Source organism: Streptomyces sp. NBC_01298 (assembly GCF_035978755.1).
GTDB lineage: Bacteria > Actinomycetota > Actinomycetes > Streptomycetales > Streptomycetaceae > Streptomyces.
Genome location: NZ_CP108414.1, coordinates 3,179,333 through 3,194,363, shown reverse-complemented (window position 1 = coordinate 3,194,363; position 15,031 = coordinate 3,179,333). Strand labels below are relative to the sequence as shown.

Annotated in this window: 16 protein-coding genes; 9 read left to right on the top strand and 7 right to left on the bottom strand. The window is 73.2% G+C overall.

Translation table 11 applies throughout. The annotated features are described in order from the left end of the window. Window positions 1-4 precede the first annotated feature (4 nt). Window positions 5-1,261: a styrene monooxygenase/indole monooxygenase family protein gene (locus OG730_RS14130; protein ID WP_327304572.1), complete on the top strand. Its 1,257-nt coding sequence runs from the start codon at window positions 5-7 to the stop codon at window positions 1,259-1,261. Here the strand turns inward: OG730_RS14130 and OG730_RS14125 are convergent. After that, a complete protein-coding gene (locus OG730_RS14125; protein WP_327304571.1) occupies window positions 1,258-2,556 on the bottom strand; it encodes a C40 family peptidase in 1,299 nt (432 codons plus the stop codon). The two genes, OG730_RS14130 and OG730_RS14125, sit on opposite strands and share 4 nt — an antisense overlap. Window positions 2,557-2,744: 188 nt before the next feature. Between OG730_RS14125 and OG730_RS14120 the strand changes: the two genes are divergently transcribed. Further along, window positions 2,745-3,479 carry an RNA polymerase sigma factor gene (locus OG730_RS14120; protein WP_327304570.1) on the top strand — a complete coding sequence of 245 codons (735 nt, stop codon included), beginning with the start codon at window positions 2,745-2,747 and terminating at the stop codon, window positions 3,477-3,479. Further along, window positions 3,476-3,748 (top strand): hypothetical protein, encoded by a 273-nt coding sequence (locus tag OG730_RS14115; protein ID WP_327304569.1) that lies wholly within the window; start codon window positions 3,476-3,478, stop codon window positions 3,746-3,748. The genes OG730_RS14120 and OG730_RS14115 overlap by 4 nt, the downstream gene beginning before the upstream one ends. A gap of 27 nt (window positions 3,749-3,775) precedes the next feature. Here OG730_RS14115 and OG730_RS14110 read toward each other — a convergent pair whose 3' ends face one another. Beyond that, window positions 3,776-4,192, bottom strand: coding sequence for an SHOCT domain-containing protein (locus OG730_RS14110; protein WP_327304568.1), 417 nt, complete (start codon window positions 4,190-4,192; stop codon window positions 3,776-3,778). Beyond that, window positions 4,192-4,581, bottom strand: coding sequence for a DUF6325 family protein (locus OG730_RS14105; protein ID WP_327304567.1), 390 nt, complete (start codon window positions 4,579-4,581; stop codon window positions 4,192-4,194). Before OG730_RS14105 ends, OG730_RS14110 begins: the two co-directional genes overlap by 1 nt. A 109-nt stretch (window positions 4,582-4,690) precedes the next feature. Between OG730_RS14105 and OG730_RS14100 the strand changes: the two genes are divergently transcribed. Both OG730_RS14100 and OG730_RS14095 read left to right on the top strand, forming a co-directional pair. Continuing rightward, window positions 4,691-6,061, top strand: a complete 1,371-nt coding sequence (locus OG730_RS14100) for an FtsW/RodA/SpoVE family cell cycle protein (protein WP_327304566.1) — start codon at window positions 4,691-4,693, stop codon at window positions 6,059-6,061. Further along, window positions 6,058-7,518, top strand: a complete 1,461-nt coding sequence (locus OG730_RS14095) for a penicillin-binding transpeptidase domain-containing protein (RefSeq protein WP_327304565.1) — start codon at window positions 6,058-6,060, stop codon at window positions 7,516-7,518. Before OG730_RS14100 ends, OG730_RS14095 begins: the two co-directional genes overlap by 4 nt. Before the next feature lie 66 nt (window positions 7,519-7,584). Here the strand turns inward: OG730_RS14095 and OG730_RS14090 are convergent, their stop codons facing one another. After that, window positions 7,585-8,691, bottom strand: coding sequence for a ferritin-like domain-containing protein (locus OG730_RS14090; RefSeq protein ID WP_327304564.1), 1,107 nt, complete (start codon window positions 8,689-8,691; stop codon window positions 7,585-7,587). Window positions 8,692-8,882: 191 nt separating this feature from the next. Here OG730_RS14090 and OG730_RS14085 point away from each other — a divergent pair, with 191 nt between their 5' ends. The 3 genes from OG730_RS14085 to OG730_RS14075 are packed head-to-tail and all read left to right on the top strand — an operon-like array spanning window position 8,883 to window position 10,901. Then, window positions 8,883-9,812, top strand: a complete 930-nt coding sequence (locus OG730_RS14085) for an AurF N-oxygenase family protein (protein WP_327304563.1) — start codon at window positions 8,883-8,885, stop codon at window positions 9,810-9,812. Between the two features lie 54 nt (window positions 9,813-9,866). Next, entirely contained in the window at window positions 9,867-10,583 is a 717-nt protein-coding gene (locus OG730_RS14080; RefSeq protein ID WP_327304562.1) for a TetR/AcrR family transcriptional regulator, read from the top strand. Between the two features lie 33 nt (window positions 10,584-10,616). Then, window positions 10,617-10,901, top strand: a complete 285-nt coding sequence (locus tag OG730_RS14075) for a DUF8847 domain-containing protein (RefSeq protein ID WP_327304561.1) — start codon at window positions 10,617-10,619, stop codon at window positions 10,899-10,901. Window positions 10,902-10,981: 80 nt separating this feature from the next. On the opposite strand, the gene OG730_RS14070 is transcribed toward OG730_RS14075, so the two are convergent. From OG730_RS14070 to OG730_RS14060, 3 genes are all read right to left on the bottom strand, one after another. Then, window positions 10,982-12,253, bottom strand: coding sequence for a histidine kinase dimerization/phospho-acceptor domain-containing protein (locus OG730_RS14070; RefSeq protein ID WP_327304560.1), 1,272 nt, complete (start codon window positions 12,251-12,253; stop codon window positions 10,982-10,984). Continuing rightward, window positions 12,250-13,038 carry a hypothetical protein gene (locus tag OG730_RS14065; protein ID WP_327304559.1) on the bottom strand — a complete coding sequence of 263 codons (789 nt, stop codon included), beginning with the start codon at window positions 13,036-13,038 and terminating at the stop codon, window positions 12,250-12,252. The genes OG730_RS14070 and OG730_RS14065 overlap by 4 nt, the downstream gene beginning before the upstream one ends. Before the next feature lie 146 nt (window positions 13,039-13,184). Continuing rightward, the gene (locus OG730_RS14060; protein ID WP_327304558.1) at window positions 13,185-13,802 is read right to left on the bottom strand and encodes a hypothetical protein; all 618 of its coding nucleotides are present in this window, start codon (window positions 13,800-13,802) and stop codon (window positions 13,185-13,187) included. Window positions 13,803-14,009: 207 nt separating this feature from the next. Between OG730_RS14060 and OG730_RS14055 the strand changes: the two genes are divergently transcribed. Next, window positions 14,010-14,801 carry a nuclease-related domain-containing protein gene (locus OG730_RS14055; RefSeq protein ID WP_327304557.1) on the top strand — a complete coding sequence of 264 codons (792 nt, stop codon included), beginning with the start codon at window positions 14,010-14,012 and terminating at the stop codon, window positions 14,799-14,801. Window positions 14,802-15,031: the final 230 nt, after the last annotated feature.

Below are 15,031 nucleotides of genomic sequence, written 5' to 3'. Positions count from 1 at the left end.
GCACATGCGCAAGATACTCGTCGTCGGAGCCGGCCAGTCCGGTCTCCAGCTCGCCCTCGGACTCCAGGCGAAGGGGTACGAGGTCACCCTCATGTCCAACCGGACGGCGGACGAGATCCGCACCGGGCGGGTCATGTCCACCCAGTGCATGTTCGACACGGCGCTCCAGCACGAGCGGGACCTCCAGCTGAACTTCTGGGAGCAGCAGGCGCCGAAGATCGAGGGCCTGGGCGTCTCGGTCTCCGCCCCCGACGCCGGCCGCCCCATCGACTGGCTCGGCAAGCTGAAGGGCTTCGCCCAGTCCGTGGACCAGCGCGTGAAGATGGCCGGCTGGCTCGACACCTTCGCGCAGCGGGGCGGCCAGCTCGTCATCCACGGCGCGTCCGTCTCCGACCTGGACTTCTTCTCCCGCACGTACGACCTGGTGCTCGTCGCGGCCGGCAAGGGCGAGCTGGTCTCGCTGTTCGCCCGCGACGCGGCCCGCTCCCCGTACGACGCCCCGCAGCGCGCGCTCGCCGTGTCGTACGTGCACGGGCTGGCGCCGCGCCCCGAGCACCCGGAGACGGAGGCCGTGCGCTGCAACCTGGTCCCGGGCGCCGGCGAGCTGTTCGTGATGCCGACGCTGACCACCTCCGGGCGGGCCGACATCCTGTTCTGGGAAGGGATCCCGGGCGGGCCGCTGGACGTCTTCGGCGGAGTGAAGGACCCGGCGGACCACCTCGCGCTGACGCTGGAACTGATGGAGAAGTTCACGCCCTGGGAGTACGCGAGGGCGACGAAGGTGGAGCTGACGGACGCGGGCGCCACCCTCGCCGGGCGCTACGCCCCCGTCGTCCGCAACCCCATCGGCCGGCTGCCGGGCGGCGGGCTGGTCCTGGGCGTCGCGGACGTGGTCGTCGCCAACGACCCGATCACCGGGCAGGGTTCGAACTCCGCCGCCAAGTGCGCGGCCTCGTACCTCTCGTCGATCCTCATGCACGGGGACAACCCGTTCGACGAGGCGTGGATGAAGGCGACCTTCGACAAGTACTGGTTCACCAGCGGCAAGCCCGCCACCCAGTGGACGAACGCCATGCTCGGCGTCCCGCCGGAGCACGTGCTGAACCTGATCGGCGCGGCCGGGCAGCTCCAGCCGGTGGCGGACCGATTCGCCAACGGCTTCGACAACCCGGCCGACTTCGACGCGTACTTCTACGACCCCGAGGACGCGGCGGACTACCTCGCGGAGGTCTCGGGAGCCTCGGGCGCCTCGGGCGCTTAGGACTTCCCGGATTCCTCGGATCGCTCGGATTCCTCGGATACCTCGGATTCCTTGGACGTCTGCGGCGCCCCGGCCTCCGAGTAACCCGTGTCGTCGCCCGCCGTCGCGCCCTCGGGCAGCGGCGGCGGGGTGAAGGCGCGCAGCGGCGCCCCGTCGGGGTCCGGCCGTACCGCGCCGAGCAGCGGGTTCGCCGCGATCGGCGAGACCTTCACCTTCGCGCCCGGCCGGGGTGCCTGGATGACCTTGCCGTCGCCGACGTACAGGGCCACGTGGGTCGCGGTCGGGAAGTACACCACCAGGTCGCCGGGGCGCAGTTCGTCGAGCGGCACCCTGGGCAGCCGGGCCCACTGCTCCTGACTGGTCCGGGGGATCTCGCGGCCCGCGTGCGCCCAGGCCTGTGAGGTCAGCCCCGAACAGTCGAAGGAGGCCGGACCCTCGGCGCCCCAGACGTACGGCTTCCCGATCTGGGCGGCCGCGTAGGTGAGGGCCGTGCCGCCGGCCGCGGTGGGGGTGCGGAGCTGCGGGCCTGCACTGCCCAGCTTCCCCGAACCGATCAGCTCCCGCTGGGCGGTGGCGGTCTCCTCGGCTTCGCGGGTGCCCAGCTCGGTGAGCTGGGCGGGGCTGAGCGAGGCCAGCATCCGCTCGACCTCCTTGAGCTGCGCGGCGGCCTCCTCCTTGCGCTTCTTGGTCTCCGCGGCCAGCTTCTGCTCGGAGTCCAGGGCCTTGCGGGCCGCGGTGGCGAGGAGGTCGGCCTTCTTCTCGCCCCGGGTGAGCCGCTCCAGCGCGGCGGCCCGCCGGGCCCCCTCGCGCTCCGCGACCCGGCGCTGTTCCAGGGCCCCTTGGGGGGTCCCGGCGAACAGCATCCGGGCGTACGGGGAGAACCCGCGGGCCCCCTTGTACTGCTCGCGCGCCAGCCGGCCCGTGATGGCGTGGGCCTCGGTGACGGCGGTACGGGCCTTGCCGAGCTCGGTGCTGAGCCGGCTCTCCTCGCGCTGCCGGGAGGTGAGGGCGGTCTCGGCGGCGTTGTAGGCCTCGGTGGCCTGCTCGGCGCTCTGGTAGAGGCCTTGGAGGCGGGTGAGGAGGACCCCGACGGGCTCCGCGGGTTGGTCGGGGGCGCCCGGAGTGGTGGGGGTGTCCGGGGTGTCCGGTGCCGCGGGGGTCTCCGGCGCCGAGGGCGTTTCCGGTGCCACGGGGGCGGTGGGCTCGGCGTGGGTGACGGGGAGCGGGCCGGCCGTGACGAGGGCTGCGGCGAGGCACGCGGCGCGAAGCAGCCGACGTCTGCGTCGTCGTGACATGGGGTCACCTCCTGGCGGCCGATGCTGCCATGCGCGGTATGACAAATCGCCCACCCGGGGCGGCCGTGCCGCGCCGCTCACCCGGTCGGCGTACGTCCGCCGGCCGCACCCGATGAAACGCTTGACGCGGCTTTCGCCAAGTACGGGGTGAGGGGCCGACGGGGCCTCGCGAACCAGGGGAGGACCGGGTGAACAGCGCACACGAGAACGGCGCGGGGGCGGGCGGCACGCAGGCGGGCGGACCGAAGGCGGGCGCCGCGCGGGCGGGCGGCGCGCGGGCGGCGAGCGGGGGGAAGGGCGCCGGGTGGGCGGGGGCCGGGCCACCGGATCGCAGGCCACCGGATCGCAGGCCACCGGATCCCGGGCCGCCGGATCTCCGCACGCCGGAGGGGTTCGGCGCGTTCTACGAGGAACACATCGACGCCGTGCTCGGGTTCGTCACCCGGCGGGTCGCCGACCCGCACCTGGCGGCGGACCTCACGGCCGACATCTTCCTCGCCGCCTTGAAGGACGTGGCGGGCTACCGGCCCGACAGGGGAGTGCCGATCGCGTGGCTCTACGGCATCGCGCGCAACGTCCTGGCGAACCACGCCCGTGAGGGTGCCCGCGAGCGCGGTGCGATGCAACGGCTCAGCGGCCGGAGGCTGCTCGACGACCAGGACGTGGCGGCCCTGGAGGAACGGATAGACGCACAGCGGGCCTTCCGTGACCTGGCCGAGCGGCATGCCGCCCTGTCGGAGCCACTGCGGGCCGCGCTCGACCTGGTCGTGATCGACGGCCTCACCCCGGCCGAGGCCGCCCAGGCCCTCGGTGTCACCCAGGCCACCATCAGGGTCCGCCTGCACCGCGCCCGGCGCGCGCTGCGGACTCCGGCCGATCCCGCCGCCTCCGCCGCGGCGCAGCACTTGGAGGTAGCACGATGAGCAGCAGGCCCACCGCGTTCGAGGCGCGTCTGAAGACGGAGCTCGTGGCGATAGCCGCCGACCGGGCGGCGTCCGGGGGCGGGCTGGAGCTCGTCGCCGGCCGGCCCGCCCGGCGACCGCGAATACCGATGGCCGTCGGGACGGCGGCGCGGGTGATGGGTGTGGCGGGGGCGGCCGGCGCGGCGGGGATGCTGAAGGCGGTGAGGGCGGCCGGGGGTCTGATCGCGCTGCGGAAACCGGAAGGTCTGAAGGGCCTTCCCCAGGAGTAGGCGACCGGGCCAGGTCAGCCGGCCAGGTCAGCCGGCCAGGAGGCGGGCCTTGGCCGCCGAGAACTCCTGCGGGGTGAGCAGGCCTTCGCGGGCCAGCGCGGCCAGCTGGGTCAGGCGGTCCGTCAGATCGGCCCCGGGAGGGGCCGGTACGGGAACCCCCTGGCCGGTGTGGGGAGCCGGGCTGGCGGCAGCGGGCTCCCGGCGGTCGGAGGGGGCCGTCGGGGGCGAGGGAGCCGGACCGGGATGCGCGCCCGTGCCTGCGCCCGGAGCCGGAGCCGGAGCCGTGCCCGGGGCCCTGCCGTCCCCGGGCTGCGGGGCCGACGCCGCCGGGTGCTGGGCCGCGTCCCACACGTAGGCTCCGCGCGCCAGGATTCCGCGCAGCAGGGGGTGGCCCGTGGGGCGCCGGGAGGGGTTCACCACGGAACCGATGGGGCGGATGAACATCAGGCCACCCCCAGCCGGTCGGCCGGGAGGCGGACCGCTCCGGCGATCCGGCCGCCCGCCGCGCGGACGGCGATGGCGGCGTCCTCGGCCCAGACGTGCTCGACGACCAGGAGGAGGGCGCAGCTGCCGCGGTCCATCAGTTCGGCCGATTCCCTGACGTCCTCGGGGCCGATCAGCGGGGCCGCCTCCCGGTGGGCGAGCAGGCCCCGGAGTTCGACGAACTCGTCGAACTCCGCCGACAGCACCTCGCCGCCCGCGGTCTTGGTGGCCACCAGTCCGTCGATCAGCCGCACGACCCCGGCCTTGCGCAGTCCCATCACCGCCTCGACCCCCGCGACCCGCAGCTGTTCTTCCGGAAAGGCCAGGACGATGAACTCCGCAGGTCCCATGTGGGGAGACTCCTGATCCGCTACTTCATTTCCGACCGGTTCTGACGACTCTTCGGCACACTATGACATAAGCGGACATACGGCCCGCCTCCTTGCTACGTTTCCCCGTATGACCGCTCTGACGGCGAAGGTGGCGGAACCCGCCCCGCCACCGCCACCCGATGCCCGCGCACCCAAGCGTCGTGGAGTCGAGCTGTCGCTGCTCTTCGGCGCCGTCCTGATCGCCGTCCTCGGCCACCTCTACGTGGGGCTCGCCACCACCGGCCGGATCCCCGCGCCCGCCGCCCACTACGCCGCCGGCCTCGCCGTGGCCGCGCTCGTCGCCCACCTCGCCGTCCGGCTGTACGCCCCGTACGCCGATCCGCTGCTGCTGCCGATCGCCGTCCTGCTCAACGGCCTCGGGCTCGTCCTCATCCAGCGCCTCGACGTCACCACACCCGGCAACGCCACCGCCGGTGAGCAACTGCGCTGGTCCGCCCTCGGGGTGGTGCTCTTCGTGGTCGCCGTCGCGCTGCTGCGCGATCACCGGGTGCTGCAGAAGTACGCGTACCTGTCCGTCGCCCTCGCGCTGGTGCTGATGCTGGTGCCCGTCTTCTTCCCGGCCGTGAACGGCGCGCACATCTGGATCCGGTTCGCCGGGCTCTCCTTCCAGCCGGGGGAGTTCGCCAAGATCCTGCTCGCCGTCTTCTTCGCCTCCTATCTCGCGGCGAACCGCACCGCCCTGGCCCTCACCGGGCGCACCCTCTTCTGGAAGCTGAGGCTGCTGCCCGGCCGGGTGCTCGGCCCGATCCTGGCCATCTGGCTGCTCTCGGTCGGCGTGCTCGTCCTGGAGCGCGACCTCGGGACCTCGCTGCTCTTCTTCGGCCTCTTCGTGATCATGCTGTTCACGGCTACCGGCCGGATCGGCTGGATCGCCATCGGGCTGCTACTCGCGGCCGTGGGCGCGTACGCGGTCGGGACGTTCGAGCCGCACGTGCACAGCCGCGTGGACGACTGGCTGAATCCTTTCGCCTCCATCGAGCGCGGCGACGGCCCCGGCCAGCTCGCCCAGTCCCTCTTCGCCTTCGGGGCCGGTGGGCTGCTCGGCGCCGGGCTCGGGCACGGCCAGTCCTTCCTCATCGGATTCGCCGCCAAATCGGACTTCATCCTCGCCACCGCCGGGGAGGAGCTCGGCCTCGTCGGCCTCACCGCGATCCTGCTCCTCTACGGGCTCCTCGTCGCCCGCGGTTTCCGGACCGGGCTGGCGCTGCGCGACCCCTTCGGGCGACTCCTCGCCACCGGACTCGCCTCGATCGTCGCGCTCCAGGTGTTCGTCATCGCCGGCGGAGTCACCGGTCTGATCCCGCTGACCGGCATGGCGATGCCCTTCCTCGCCCAGGGCGGCTCCTCCGTGGTCACCAACTGGATCATCGTCGCCCTCCTCGTCCGGCTCAGCGACAGCGCCCGCAGGCCCGGACCGGCCGAGGAGGCCGCCGCGTGATCCGCTACATCCGCTGGTGCGCGTACTTCTGCGCCCTGCTGCTCGTCGCCCTGCTGGTCAACGTCGGCCGCGTGCAGGTCTGGGAGGCCGCCGGCTACGGCGCCAACCCGGCTAACAAGCGCCCCGCCATCGCGCGGTACGCCGAACCGCGCGGGGACATCACCGTCGACGGCCGTCCCGTCACCGGCTCCCGGGACAGCCGCCAGACCCTGCGCTACGAGCGCACGTACAAGAACGGCCCGCTCTACGCACCCGTGACCGGCTTCGCCTCCCAGACCTACGGGACCAGCTTCCTGGAACGCGCCGAGGACCCCGTCCTCTCCGGCACCGACCCCGGACTGTCGGCCTTCCCGCTCTGGTACGAGCTCTCGCGCGGCCGCCCCGGCGGCGGCAACGCCGCCACCACCATCCGGGCGAAGATACAGCTGGCCGCGTACACCGGGCTCGCCGGCAAGCGGGGCGCGGTCGCCGCCGTGGAGCCGTCCACGGGCAGGATCCTCGCGCTGGTCAGCAGCCCCTCCTATGACCCGGCGGTGCTCTCCGGCACCGGGCCGGGGGTCAAGGCGGCCTGGGAGAAGCTCAACGCGGACCCCGCCAAACCGATGCTGAACCGCGCGCTGCGCGAGACGTACCCGCCCGGCTCCACCTTCAAGATCGTGACGGCCGCCGCCGCCCTCGACGCCGGCGTGGTCACGGACGTGGACGCGCCGACCGAGACCCCGGACCCGTACCCGCTGCCCGGCACCAGCACCCTGCTGCCGAACGCGGGCACGGGCTGCGCCGACGCCTCGATGGCGGACGCGATCCAGTGGTCGTGCAACACGGTCATGGCGAAGATCGGCGTACAGGTCGGGCTGCGCGGGATGACCGAGGCGGCCCGGCGGTTCGGGTTCAACGACGCCGGGCTGCGGGTGCCCGCCTGGGTGTCCCGGTCGAACTTCGACACCGACATGAGCCCCGACCAGCTGGCCCTGTCCTCGATCGGGCAGTTCAACACCAAGGCCACCCCGCTCCAGATGGCGATGGTGGCGGCGGCCGTCGCCAACGGCGGGGAGCTCAAGGCCCCCTACCTGGTGGACCGTACGACCCAGGACGACGGCGACCCGGTCCGCCGGGCCGACCAGCACAGTCTCGGCCGGGCCATGACCCCGCTGACCGCGACGCGGATGCAGCAGCTGATGGTGAAGGTGGTGGAGAACGGCACGGGCCGCAACGCGGCGATCCCCGGAGCCGTGGTCGGCGGCAAGACCGGCACCGCCCAGCACGGGGTCGGCAACGCGGGGACCCCGTACGCCTGGTTCATCTCCTGGGCCGCGCCCGAGGGCGGCCGGCCGCCCGCCGTCGCGGTCGCGGTGGTCGTCGAGGACGCGTCGGCCGTCCGCGGGGACATCAGCGGCAACGGCGCCGCGGCGCCGATCGCCCGGGCGGTGATGGAGGCGGCGCTGTCCGCCCGGTGACCCCGTACGCGTTCGCCGTCCCCGGGCCTACCCCCCGGGCCTCCCCCCCCGGGCTTCCCCCCGGCCCTACCCGCCCGCGCCCTCCGTGATGGTCTCCGCGACCTCCGCCACCCGCTGCTCCTCCTCGGCCGCGAACCGCTCCCGGTCCAGGGCCTCGGCGATCTCCTCGTCCTGGCTCATCAGCAGGTCCAGGTTGGAGTTCCCCATCTCGAAGACCCCCATGTCCAGGTACGCCTTCTGCAGCCGCTCGCCCCACAGCCCGATGTCCTTCACGCACGGCACGATCCGGCTGAACAGCAGCTTGCGGAAGAGCTCCAGGAACTCGGAGCGCTCGCTGAACTCCTCCGCCTCCGCGCGCGAGATGCCGAAGTTCTCCAGCACCTCCACCCCGCGCAGCCGGTCCCGCATCAGGTAGCAGCCCTCGATCACGAACTCCTCGCGCTCGCGCAGCTCGGCGTCCGACAACTGCTTGTAGTAGTCGCGCAGGGCCATCCGCCCGAACGCCACGTGCCGTGCCTCGTCCTGCATCACGTAGGCCAGGATCTGCTTGGGAAGCGGCTTGTTCGTGGTGTCGCGGATCATCCCGAAGGCGGCCAGCGCCAGCCCCTCGATGAGCACCTGCATGCCCAGGTACGGCATGTCCCAGCGGGAGTCGCGCAGGGTGTCGCCGAGCAGTCCCTGCAGGCTGTCGTTGATCGGGTAGAGCATCCCGATCTTCTCGTGCAGGAAGCGCCCGAAGATCTCCGCGTGCCGGGCCTCGTCCATGGTCTGCGTGGCGGAGTAGAACTTCGCGTCCAGGTCCGGCACCGACTCGACGATGCGCGCCGCGCACACCATCGCGCCCTGCTCGCCGTGCAGGAACTGGCTGAAGTTCCATGCGCTGTAGTGCCGGCGCAGCTCGCCCCGGTCCCGCTCGGTGAGCTTGGCCCAGTGCCGGGTGCCGTGCAGCGGAAGCGCCTCGTCGGGGGTGCCCAGGGGATCGTACGGGTCCACCTCGATGTCCCAGTCGATGCGCTTGGCGCCGTCCCACTGCTTGTCCTTGCCCTTCTGGTACAGGGCCAGCAGCCGCTCGCGGCCGCCGTCGTACTCCCAGCTGAAACGGGCGTTGCCGGATGCGGGGACCGGCCAGACGGTCTCGCCCGGATCGTTGGTGTAGAGCTCGTGCGTCGACACTGACGCCCCCTCGTCTCACGTAACCGCGCATGGCGTAGCCGCGTACTTCCTTACGGGACCGGACAGTTGGCAGCGTCACACGTTGGTAGACGCGCGGTCAACAAGTCGTGTGCGGGGGATTGACGGTCTTGCTGACAAGCAGTCTCATAAGAGGTGACCGCCGGTAACTCGACGACGAGGTGTCCGAAGCCATGACCACCGTGACCGAACGAGCCGAGCTCCGCGACGCCCTCGGCCTGCTCAAGGACCGCGAGCAGATCGCCGAGCGGCTGCTCGAATCCTCGGAGAAGCACTCCTTCGACCCCGACAAGGAACTCGACTGGGACGCCCCGCCCATCGACGGCAAGTACTACTGGCCGCCCGAGCTGCTCTCCCTCTTCGACACCCCGCTCTGGAAGAAGATGGGCGAGGAGCAGCGCATCGAACTCTCCCGCCACGAAGCGGCCGCCCTCGGCTCGCTCGGCATCTGGTTCGAGATCATCCTGATGCAGCTGCTCACCCGGCACATCTACGACAAGTCCCTGACCAGCAATCACGTCCGGTACGCGCTCACCGAGATCGCCGACGAGTGCCGCCACTCGATGATGTTCGCCCGCATGATCAAGACGGGCGGCGCCCCCGAGTACCAGGTCTCCCGGACCAACCACAACCTCGCCCGCGTCCTGAAGACCGTCTCCACCACCCCCGGCTCCTTCGCCTGCACCCTCCTCGGCGAGGAGGTCCTCGACTGGATGCAGCGCCTGACCTTCCCGGACGAGCGCGTCCAGCCCCTCGTGCGCGGAGTCACCCGCATCCACGTCATCGAGGAGGCGCGCCACGTCCGCTACGCCCGCGAGGAGTTGCGCCGCCAGATGCTCACCGCCCCGCGCTGGGAGCAGGAACTGACCCGCGTCAGCTGCGGCCAGGCCGCCCGGGTCTTCTCCCAGGCCTTCGTGAACCCCCAGGTCTACGACAACATCGGCCTCGACCGGCGCGAGGCGCTCGCCCAGGTCAAGGCGAGCGGCCACCGCCGGGAGGTCATGCAGACCGGAGCCAAGCGGCTCACCGACTTCCTGGACGACATAGGCGTGATGCGCGGAGCAGGCCGCAGGCTCTGGAAGAGCTCGGGCCTCCTGGCCTGAACCCGCCTGAGCACCCCTCACCCCAGGGCCGCGGGGTGGGGCTACCCTGCGGACATGACAGCCGTACGGGCGTACCGCAGGATGAGCGTCGAGGAGCGCCGGGCCCAGCTCCTCGACGCGGCCCTGACGTTGTTCGCACACCGGGCGCCGGAGGAGGTCTCCCTCGACGACGTGGCCGAGGCCGCGGGCGTCTCGCGCCCCCTGGTCTACCGCTACTTCCCCGGCGGCAAGCAACAGCTCTACGAGGCCGCCCTCGGCTCGGCCGCCGACGTCCTGCGGCTCTGCTTCGCCGAACCCCAGGCCGGTCCCCTGACCCAGCGGCTCTCCCGGGCCCTGGACCGGTACCTCGCCTTCGTCGACGAACACGACGCCGGCTTCTCCGCCCTCCTCCAGGGCGGCAGCGTGGTCGAAACCTCCCGCACCACCGCCACCGTCGACGGCATCCGCCGGGCCGCCGCCGAGGCGATCCTCTTCCACCTCGGCGTGCCGGCCCCCGGCCCGCGCCTGCGCATGATGGTGCGCACCTGGATCACGGCGGTGGAGGCCGCCTCGCTGATCTGGATCGACGAGGGCAAGCAGCCGGGGACCGACTCGCTCCGGGACTGGCTGGTGGACCAGTTCATCGCCCTCCTCACGGCCACGGCCGCCACCGACCCGGAGACGGCGGCGGCGGCCCGCGCCGCCCTCGCGCTCGAATCGGCGGACGGTCCGGTCGGAGTCCTGGCCCGGCGGGTGATCCCCGTGGTCTCCGAGGCGGCCCACCTGCTGTGACCGTGACGCCCGAGAAGCTGTGAGACTGGAGGGGTGAGAAGCCAACCCACCCCCTTCGAGGGCGGTCCGATGGACGGCCGGAGCCTGCCGATCCTCCTCGGCCCGACCGGCCACCCGTCCAAGTGGTACGAGATCCCGGTCCCGGCCCCGGACGGCGGCGCCCCCACGGTGCTGCTCTACGAGCGGGTCCCGGCGGGCTACTCCAAGCGCCTGGGCCTCCAGCGGGGCTGGAAGTACGTCTACGCCCCGGACGGCCAGAAGCCGAAGCTCCGCTGGCCCTGGACGAAGCCGACCCCGCCGGCGGCGCCGGGGGAGTGACGGCGGCCGGGCGTCACCTCACGGCGGCCGGGCGTCACCTCACGGAGGGCGGGCGTCACGTCACGGCGGCGGGCGTCACCTCACGGCAGCCGGGCCTCGACCAGGGTCAGTACGGCCTCCGCCCCGCCCGCCCCGCCTCCCGCGTCCGCCGCCTGCCGGAACACCAGCCGGGCCCCGATGACCTCCGCCTGCCCCACCGCGATGGTCAGCCCCAGCCCGTGCCCCTTGCTCCCGCCCCCGGTGCGGAACCGCTGGGGCCCGTGGGCCACGAGGTACTCGGGATAGCCGTCGCCGTGGTCCCGTACCGTCACCACCGGCCCGTCCACCGTCACCACCACCGGAGCCCGCCCGTGCTTGTGGGCATTGGCGACCAGGTTCCCCAGCACCCGCTCCAGGCGCCGCCGGTCCGTCTCCACGTGCGCGTCCCGCACCACGACCACCTCGGTGTCGGTCCCCGACGCCCGCACCACCCGCCGCGCGAGGCGTCCGAGCTGGTGCAGGTCCGTCTCCACCACCTCGCTGCCCGAGTCGAGCCGGGAGATCTCCAGCAGGTCCTCCGTCAGCTGCCGCATCGTGCGCACCCGCTCCTGCACCAGCTCCGTCGCCCGCCCCTCCGGCAGCAGCTCGGAGGCCGCCTGCAGACCGGTCAGCGGGGTGCGCAGCTCGTGCGCCACGTCCGCCGTGAACCGCTGCTCGCGCTGGAGCTTCGTCTGCAGGCTGCCCGCCATCGTGTCCAGGGCCGCCGCCACCGTCGCCACCTCGTCCTGGTGCCGCGAGGAGTCCTTCGTCCGCGGATCCCCGACCCGTGCGTCCAGGTCGCCCTGGGTGATCCGGCGGGCCACCGTCGCCGTCTGGTGCAGCCGCCGCGTCACCCGCGTCACCGCGAAGGCGCCCACCAGCAGCGTCCCGCCGATGGCCAGCACCGACGAGCCGATGATCGCGTTGTCCAGCCCGGTGATCGTCCGCGCGCTCTGCCCGTAGTCGACGGCCACGGCCAGCGCCTTGCCGTCCGCCGGGGCCGCCGCCCACATCAGCTGCCGGTCCCCGTCCCTCGGGTCCTTCGCCACGAGCGTCCCGCGCTGCCCGGACAGGGCCAGCGCGCGCAGCCGGTCCGGCAGCCCGGCCGGATCCAGTCCGGACTCCGGCGGCAGCACCTCGCCGGCCTCGTAGGCGCGCGAGGCGTCGGTCAGCTTGCCCAGCGCCTTCTCGCGGGCCGTCGCGACGGTCTGCCGGGTCACCTCCACGTGCACGAGCACGCCCAGCACCGCCGCGAGCGAGCAGCACATCAGCACGATGAAGCACGCCGACTTCCAGGTCAGCGTCGCCGTCCACGAGGGCAGCCGGAGCCTCACCGCGCCGCTCCCGACGCCTCGGGGCTCGGGGACGGCGCCGGGGCCTTGGCCGGCCCGGGGCTGCCGGGCACCCGTACGATCTGCTCCCACGTCGGCAGCATCGAGCGCTGCGTCTCGTCCCAGGACCAGGTGGTGTTCACCTCGTAGCCGGCGTTGCCGCTCGGGACGCGCAGGATCACGTCCCGCCCGGCGAGCTCGACGCTGATGACGGTGTCGGTCGTCGCCATGATCCGGTTGAGCCGGCCCTCGGTGTCCGCCGTGTACACGCGCACGGACATCTGCTGCTCCGGGTACTCGATGCCGACGATCAGCTCGTCCTTGCCGTTGCCGGTGAGGTCCCGGTAGTACGGCGTCAGCACCGGACACTTCTTCGGATCGGACCCGTCCGCCCCGCACGCCTCGATCGCGGCGATGGTCTCGGGCGGCATCCCGTCGGGACCGGTCTGTACGTTCGGATGGGCCCGCAGCTCGGCTTGCACCAGGGTCGCCGGGTCGATCCCGTGCACGTTCTGGTCCCGGACGGGCGCGATCCCGGGGACGTACTCGGGCGGCGCGCCCCCGGGATCGGCGGGCGGTACGACGGCCCCCGCGCGCCCCGGCCACAGATGTACGGGCCCGCTCGCGGTCGGGGTCGCCCCGGCACCGGCCAGCTCGCCGGTGTCACCGCAGGCGCCGGCCAGCGGCAGCAGCAGGACGGCGAGCAGCGCGGCCCGCAGACGCCGGCGCCGGGGGCCGCCGGAGGGAACGGATCCGATCACCCGTCCGCCCTCCTCTCCCATGAGCATGTGCCCGTCCACAGTAGGCAGAGCCGCATCGTTTCTGCCCGTGAGCTCGCGCGGGGGGCACGCGGCAGGTCCGATGGGCCGGGGGCCGATGGGACGAGGTCCGGTGGGACGGCGCCCGATGGGGCGGGGTCCGATGGGACGGGGTCCTACGCGTCCGTACGCCCGCGGCGCAGCATCGCGAAACCCAGCCCGGCGGCGCCGACCGCCGCGATGCCGCCGCCCGCGGCGAGCAGCAGCATGCCGTCACCCGGGCCGTCGGCCAGCGTGTTCAGACCCAGCGCCTCGACGGTCCCCGCACCCGAGCGCGGGCCCGGGGCGGAGGCGGGGACGACCCGCCCGTCGCGGCTCGCGGTCTTGTACCCGGAGCCGGTGATGGCGTCCCCGCTCCCGGCCTCCCCGCCACTCCCGGCCCAGGAACTGAGCCGGCCGTCGGACCGCAGCGCGAGGTGCATCTCCCCGGCGTCGCCGAAGCCGGTGCTGCCGTCACGGCTGGTCAGGGTGGCGGCCGTGGAGCCGTCGGGGTTCAGGACGTCGGCCTGGTAGGCGCCCTTGGCCACGCGGTACACGTGCGCGGTGGAGACGCCGTCGGCCAGGGACAGGGTCTTGACCAGGGTCCGCGGGGCGGTCACGCCCTGCGCGGAGGAAGCCGACGGCACCCCGTCGGCGAACGCGGCCGCCGCGGGGAACGCCAGCAGGGTGCCGGCACCCACGGCCACGGCGGCGGCGCGTACGAGCGGGCGTCGGCTGCGGCTGATGGTGTTCACGGGAGGTCCTTCGATGCTGGTCAGGCCCTGGGCCGTCCAGGTGGGATCAACGTATGCACCGGCCGTTGCGGTAACCCGTTGCTTCTGTAACAGCCGTGCCTCGGCGACCCGGCGGAGTCGTTACACGCCGTGCGTGCCACGTGGACCCCACCGGGGGATTGCCGCGGGGCGCCCGGGCTGCTCCCATGGACGGCGGGGGTGAGGGCGATGGCTTCGAGGGCACTGAAGGTCCTGCCGAGCGGGCGGCCGGGCCGCGGCCGGCTGTACGTGAACCTGCCCGACGGCCGGGCGGTGGCCTGGTACGACCGGCGGGCCAACCGGATCAGCGTGCTGGCGGACGAGCGCCGGGAGGAGATCCTGACGGCGTTACGCCCCTACCTCACCGGAACCGTGGCCATCGGCCCGCCACCCGTCCCCACGGCCGAGGACCTGCTCCGCCTGTCCCTCCCGCCCGACGAGGACCTGGCCCCGAACCGTCCGGGGGAGGCCCTGCTCGGCGCCCTCACCTACGGCACCGCGGGCACCCGCGCCCGGCACCGGCTCCGGCAGGAGCTCACGGTGAGGCAGCGGATGGGCGATGTCCTCGACGCCCTGGCGGAGACGGAGGACTGGAAGGTCCTGCACTCGATCCACACCATCGCGGACCACCTCCTCATCGGCCCGCCCGGCGTCTTCTGCATCCGCACGGTCCAGGGCCGCCGCCAGCGCGCGGTGATCGGCGACCTCCTCCTCACGGTGGGCCGCTCCGAACCCACCCCGGACCCCCGCGAGGCCCGCCGCGCGGCGGCGTACGCGACCCGAGCCCTCGCGACTCCCGTGACCCCGGTCCTGGCCGTGGTGGACGCGACCCGCCTGGAGATCGCCCCCACCCTCAGAGACGTCCGCATCCTCACCCCACCCACCACGGCAACCTTCCTGACGAGCACCCCCACCACCCTCAAACCTCCGGACGCGGAAGCCCTCCACACCAAAGCCAGAGACCGCCGAACCTGGCACTGACCCGGGCCACCGGGAGCATCCCAGCCGTCCGGCGTTTGAGGACCGGGGTCTGGGGCGGAGCCCCAGGGGGTCCGGGCGCAGCCCGGTCCCCCTTCCCCCAGCCGGTCGGGCGTTCGAGGGCCGGGGTTCCGGGCGGAGCCCGGGGAACGCCCAGACAGGGGTCCGGGCGCAGCCCGGGGAACGGTGGAAGGGCGGGTAGGGGAAAGCCCCGCAGGGCCCTCACGCGGACC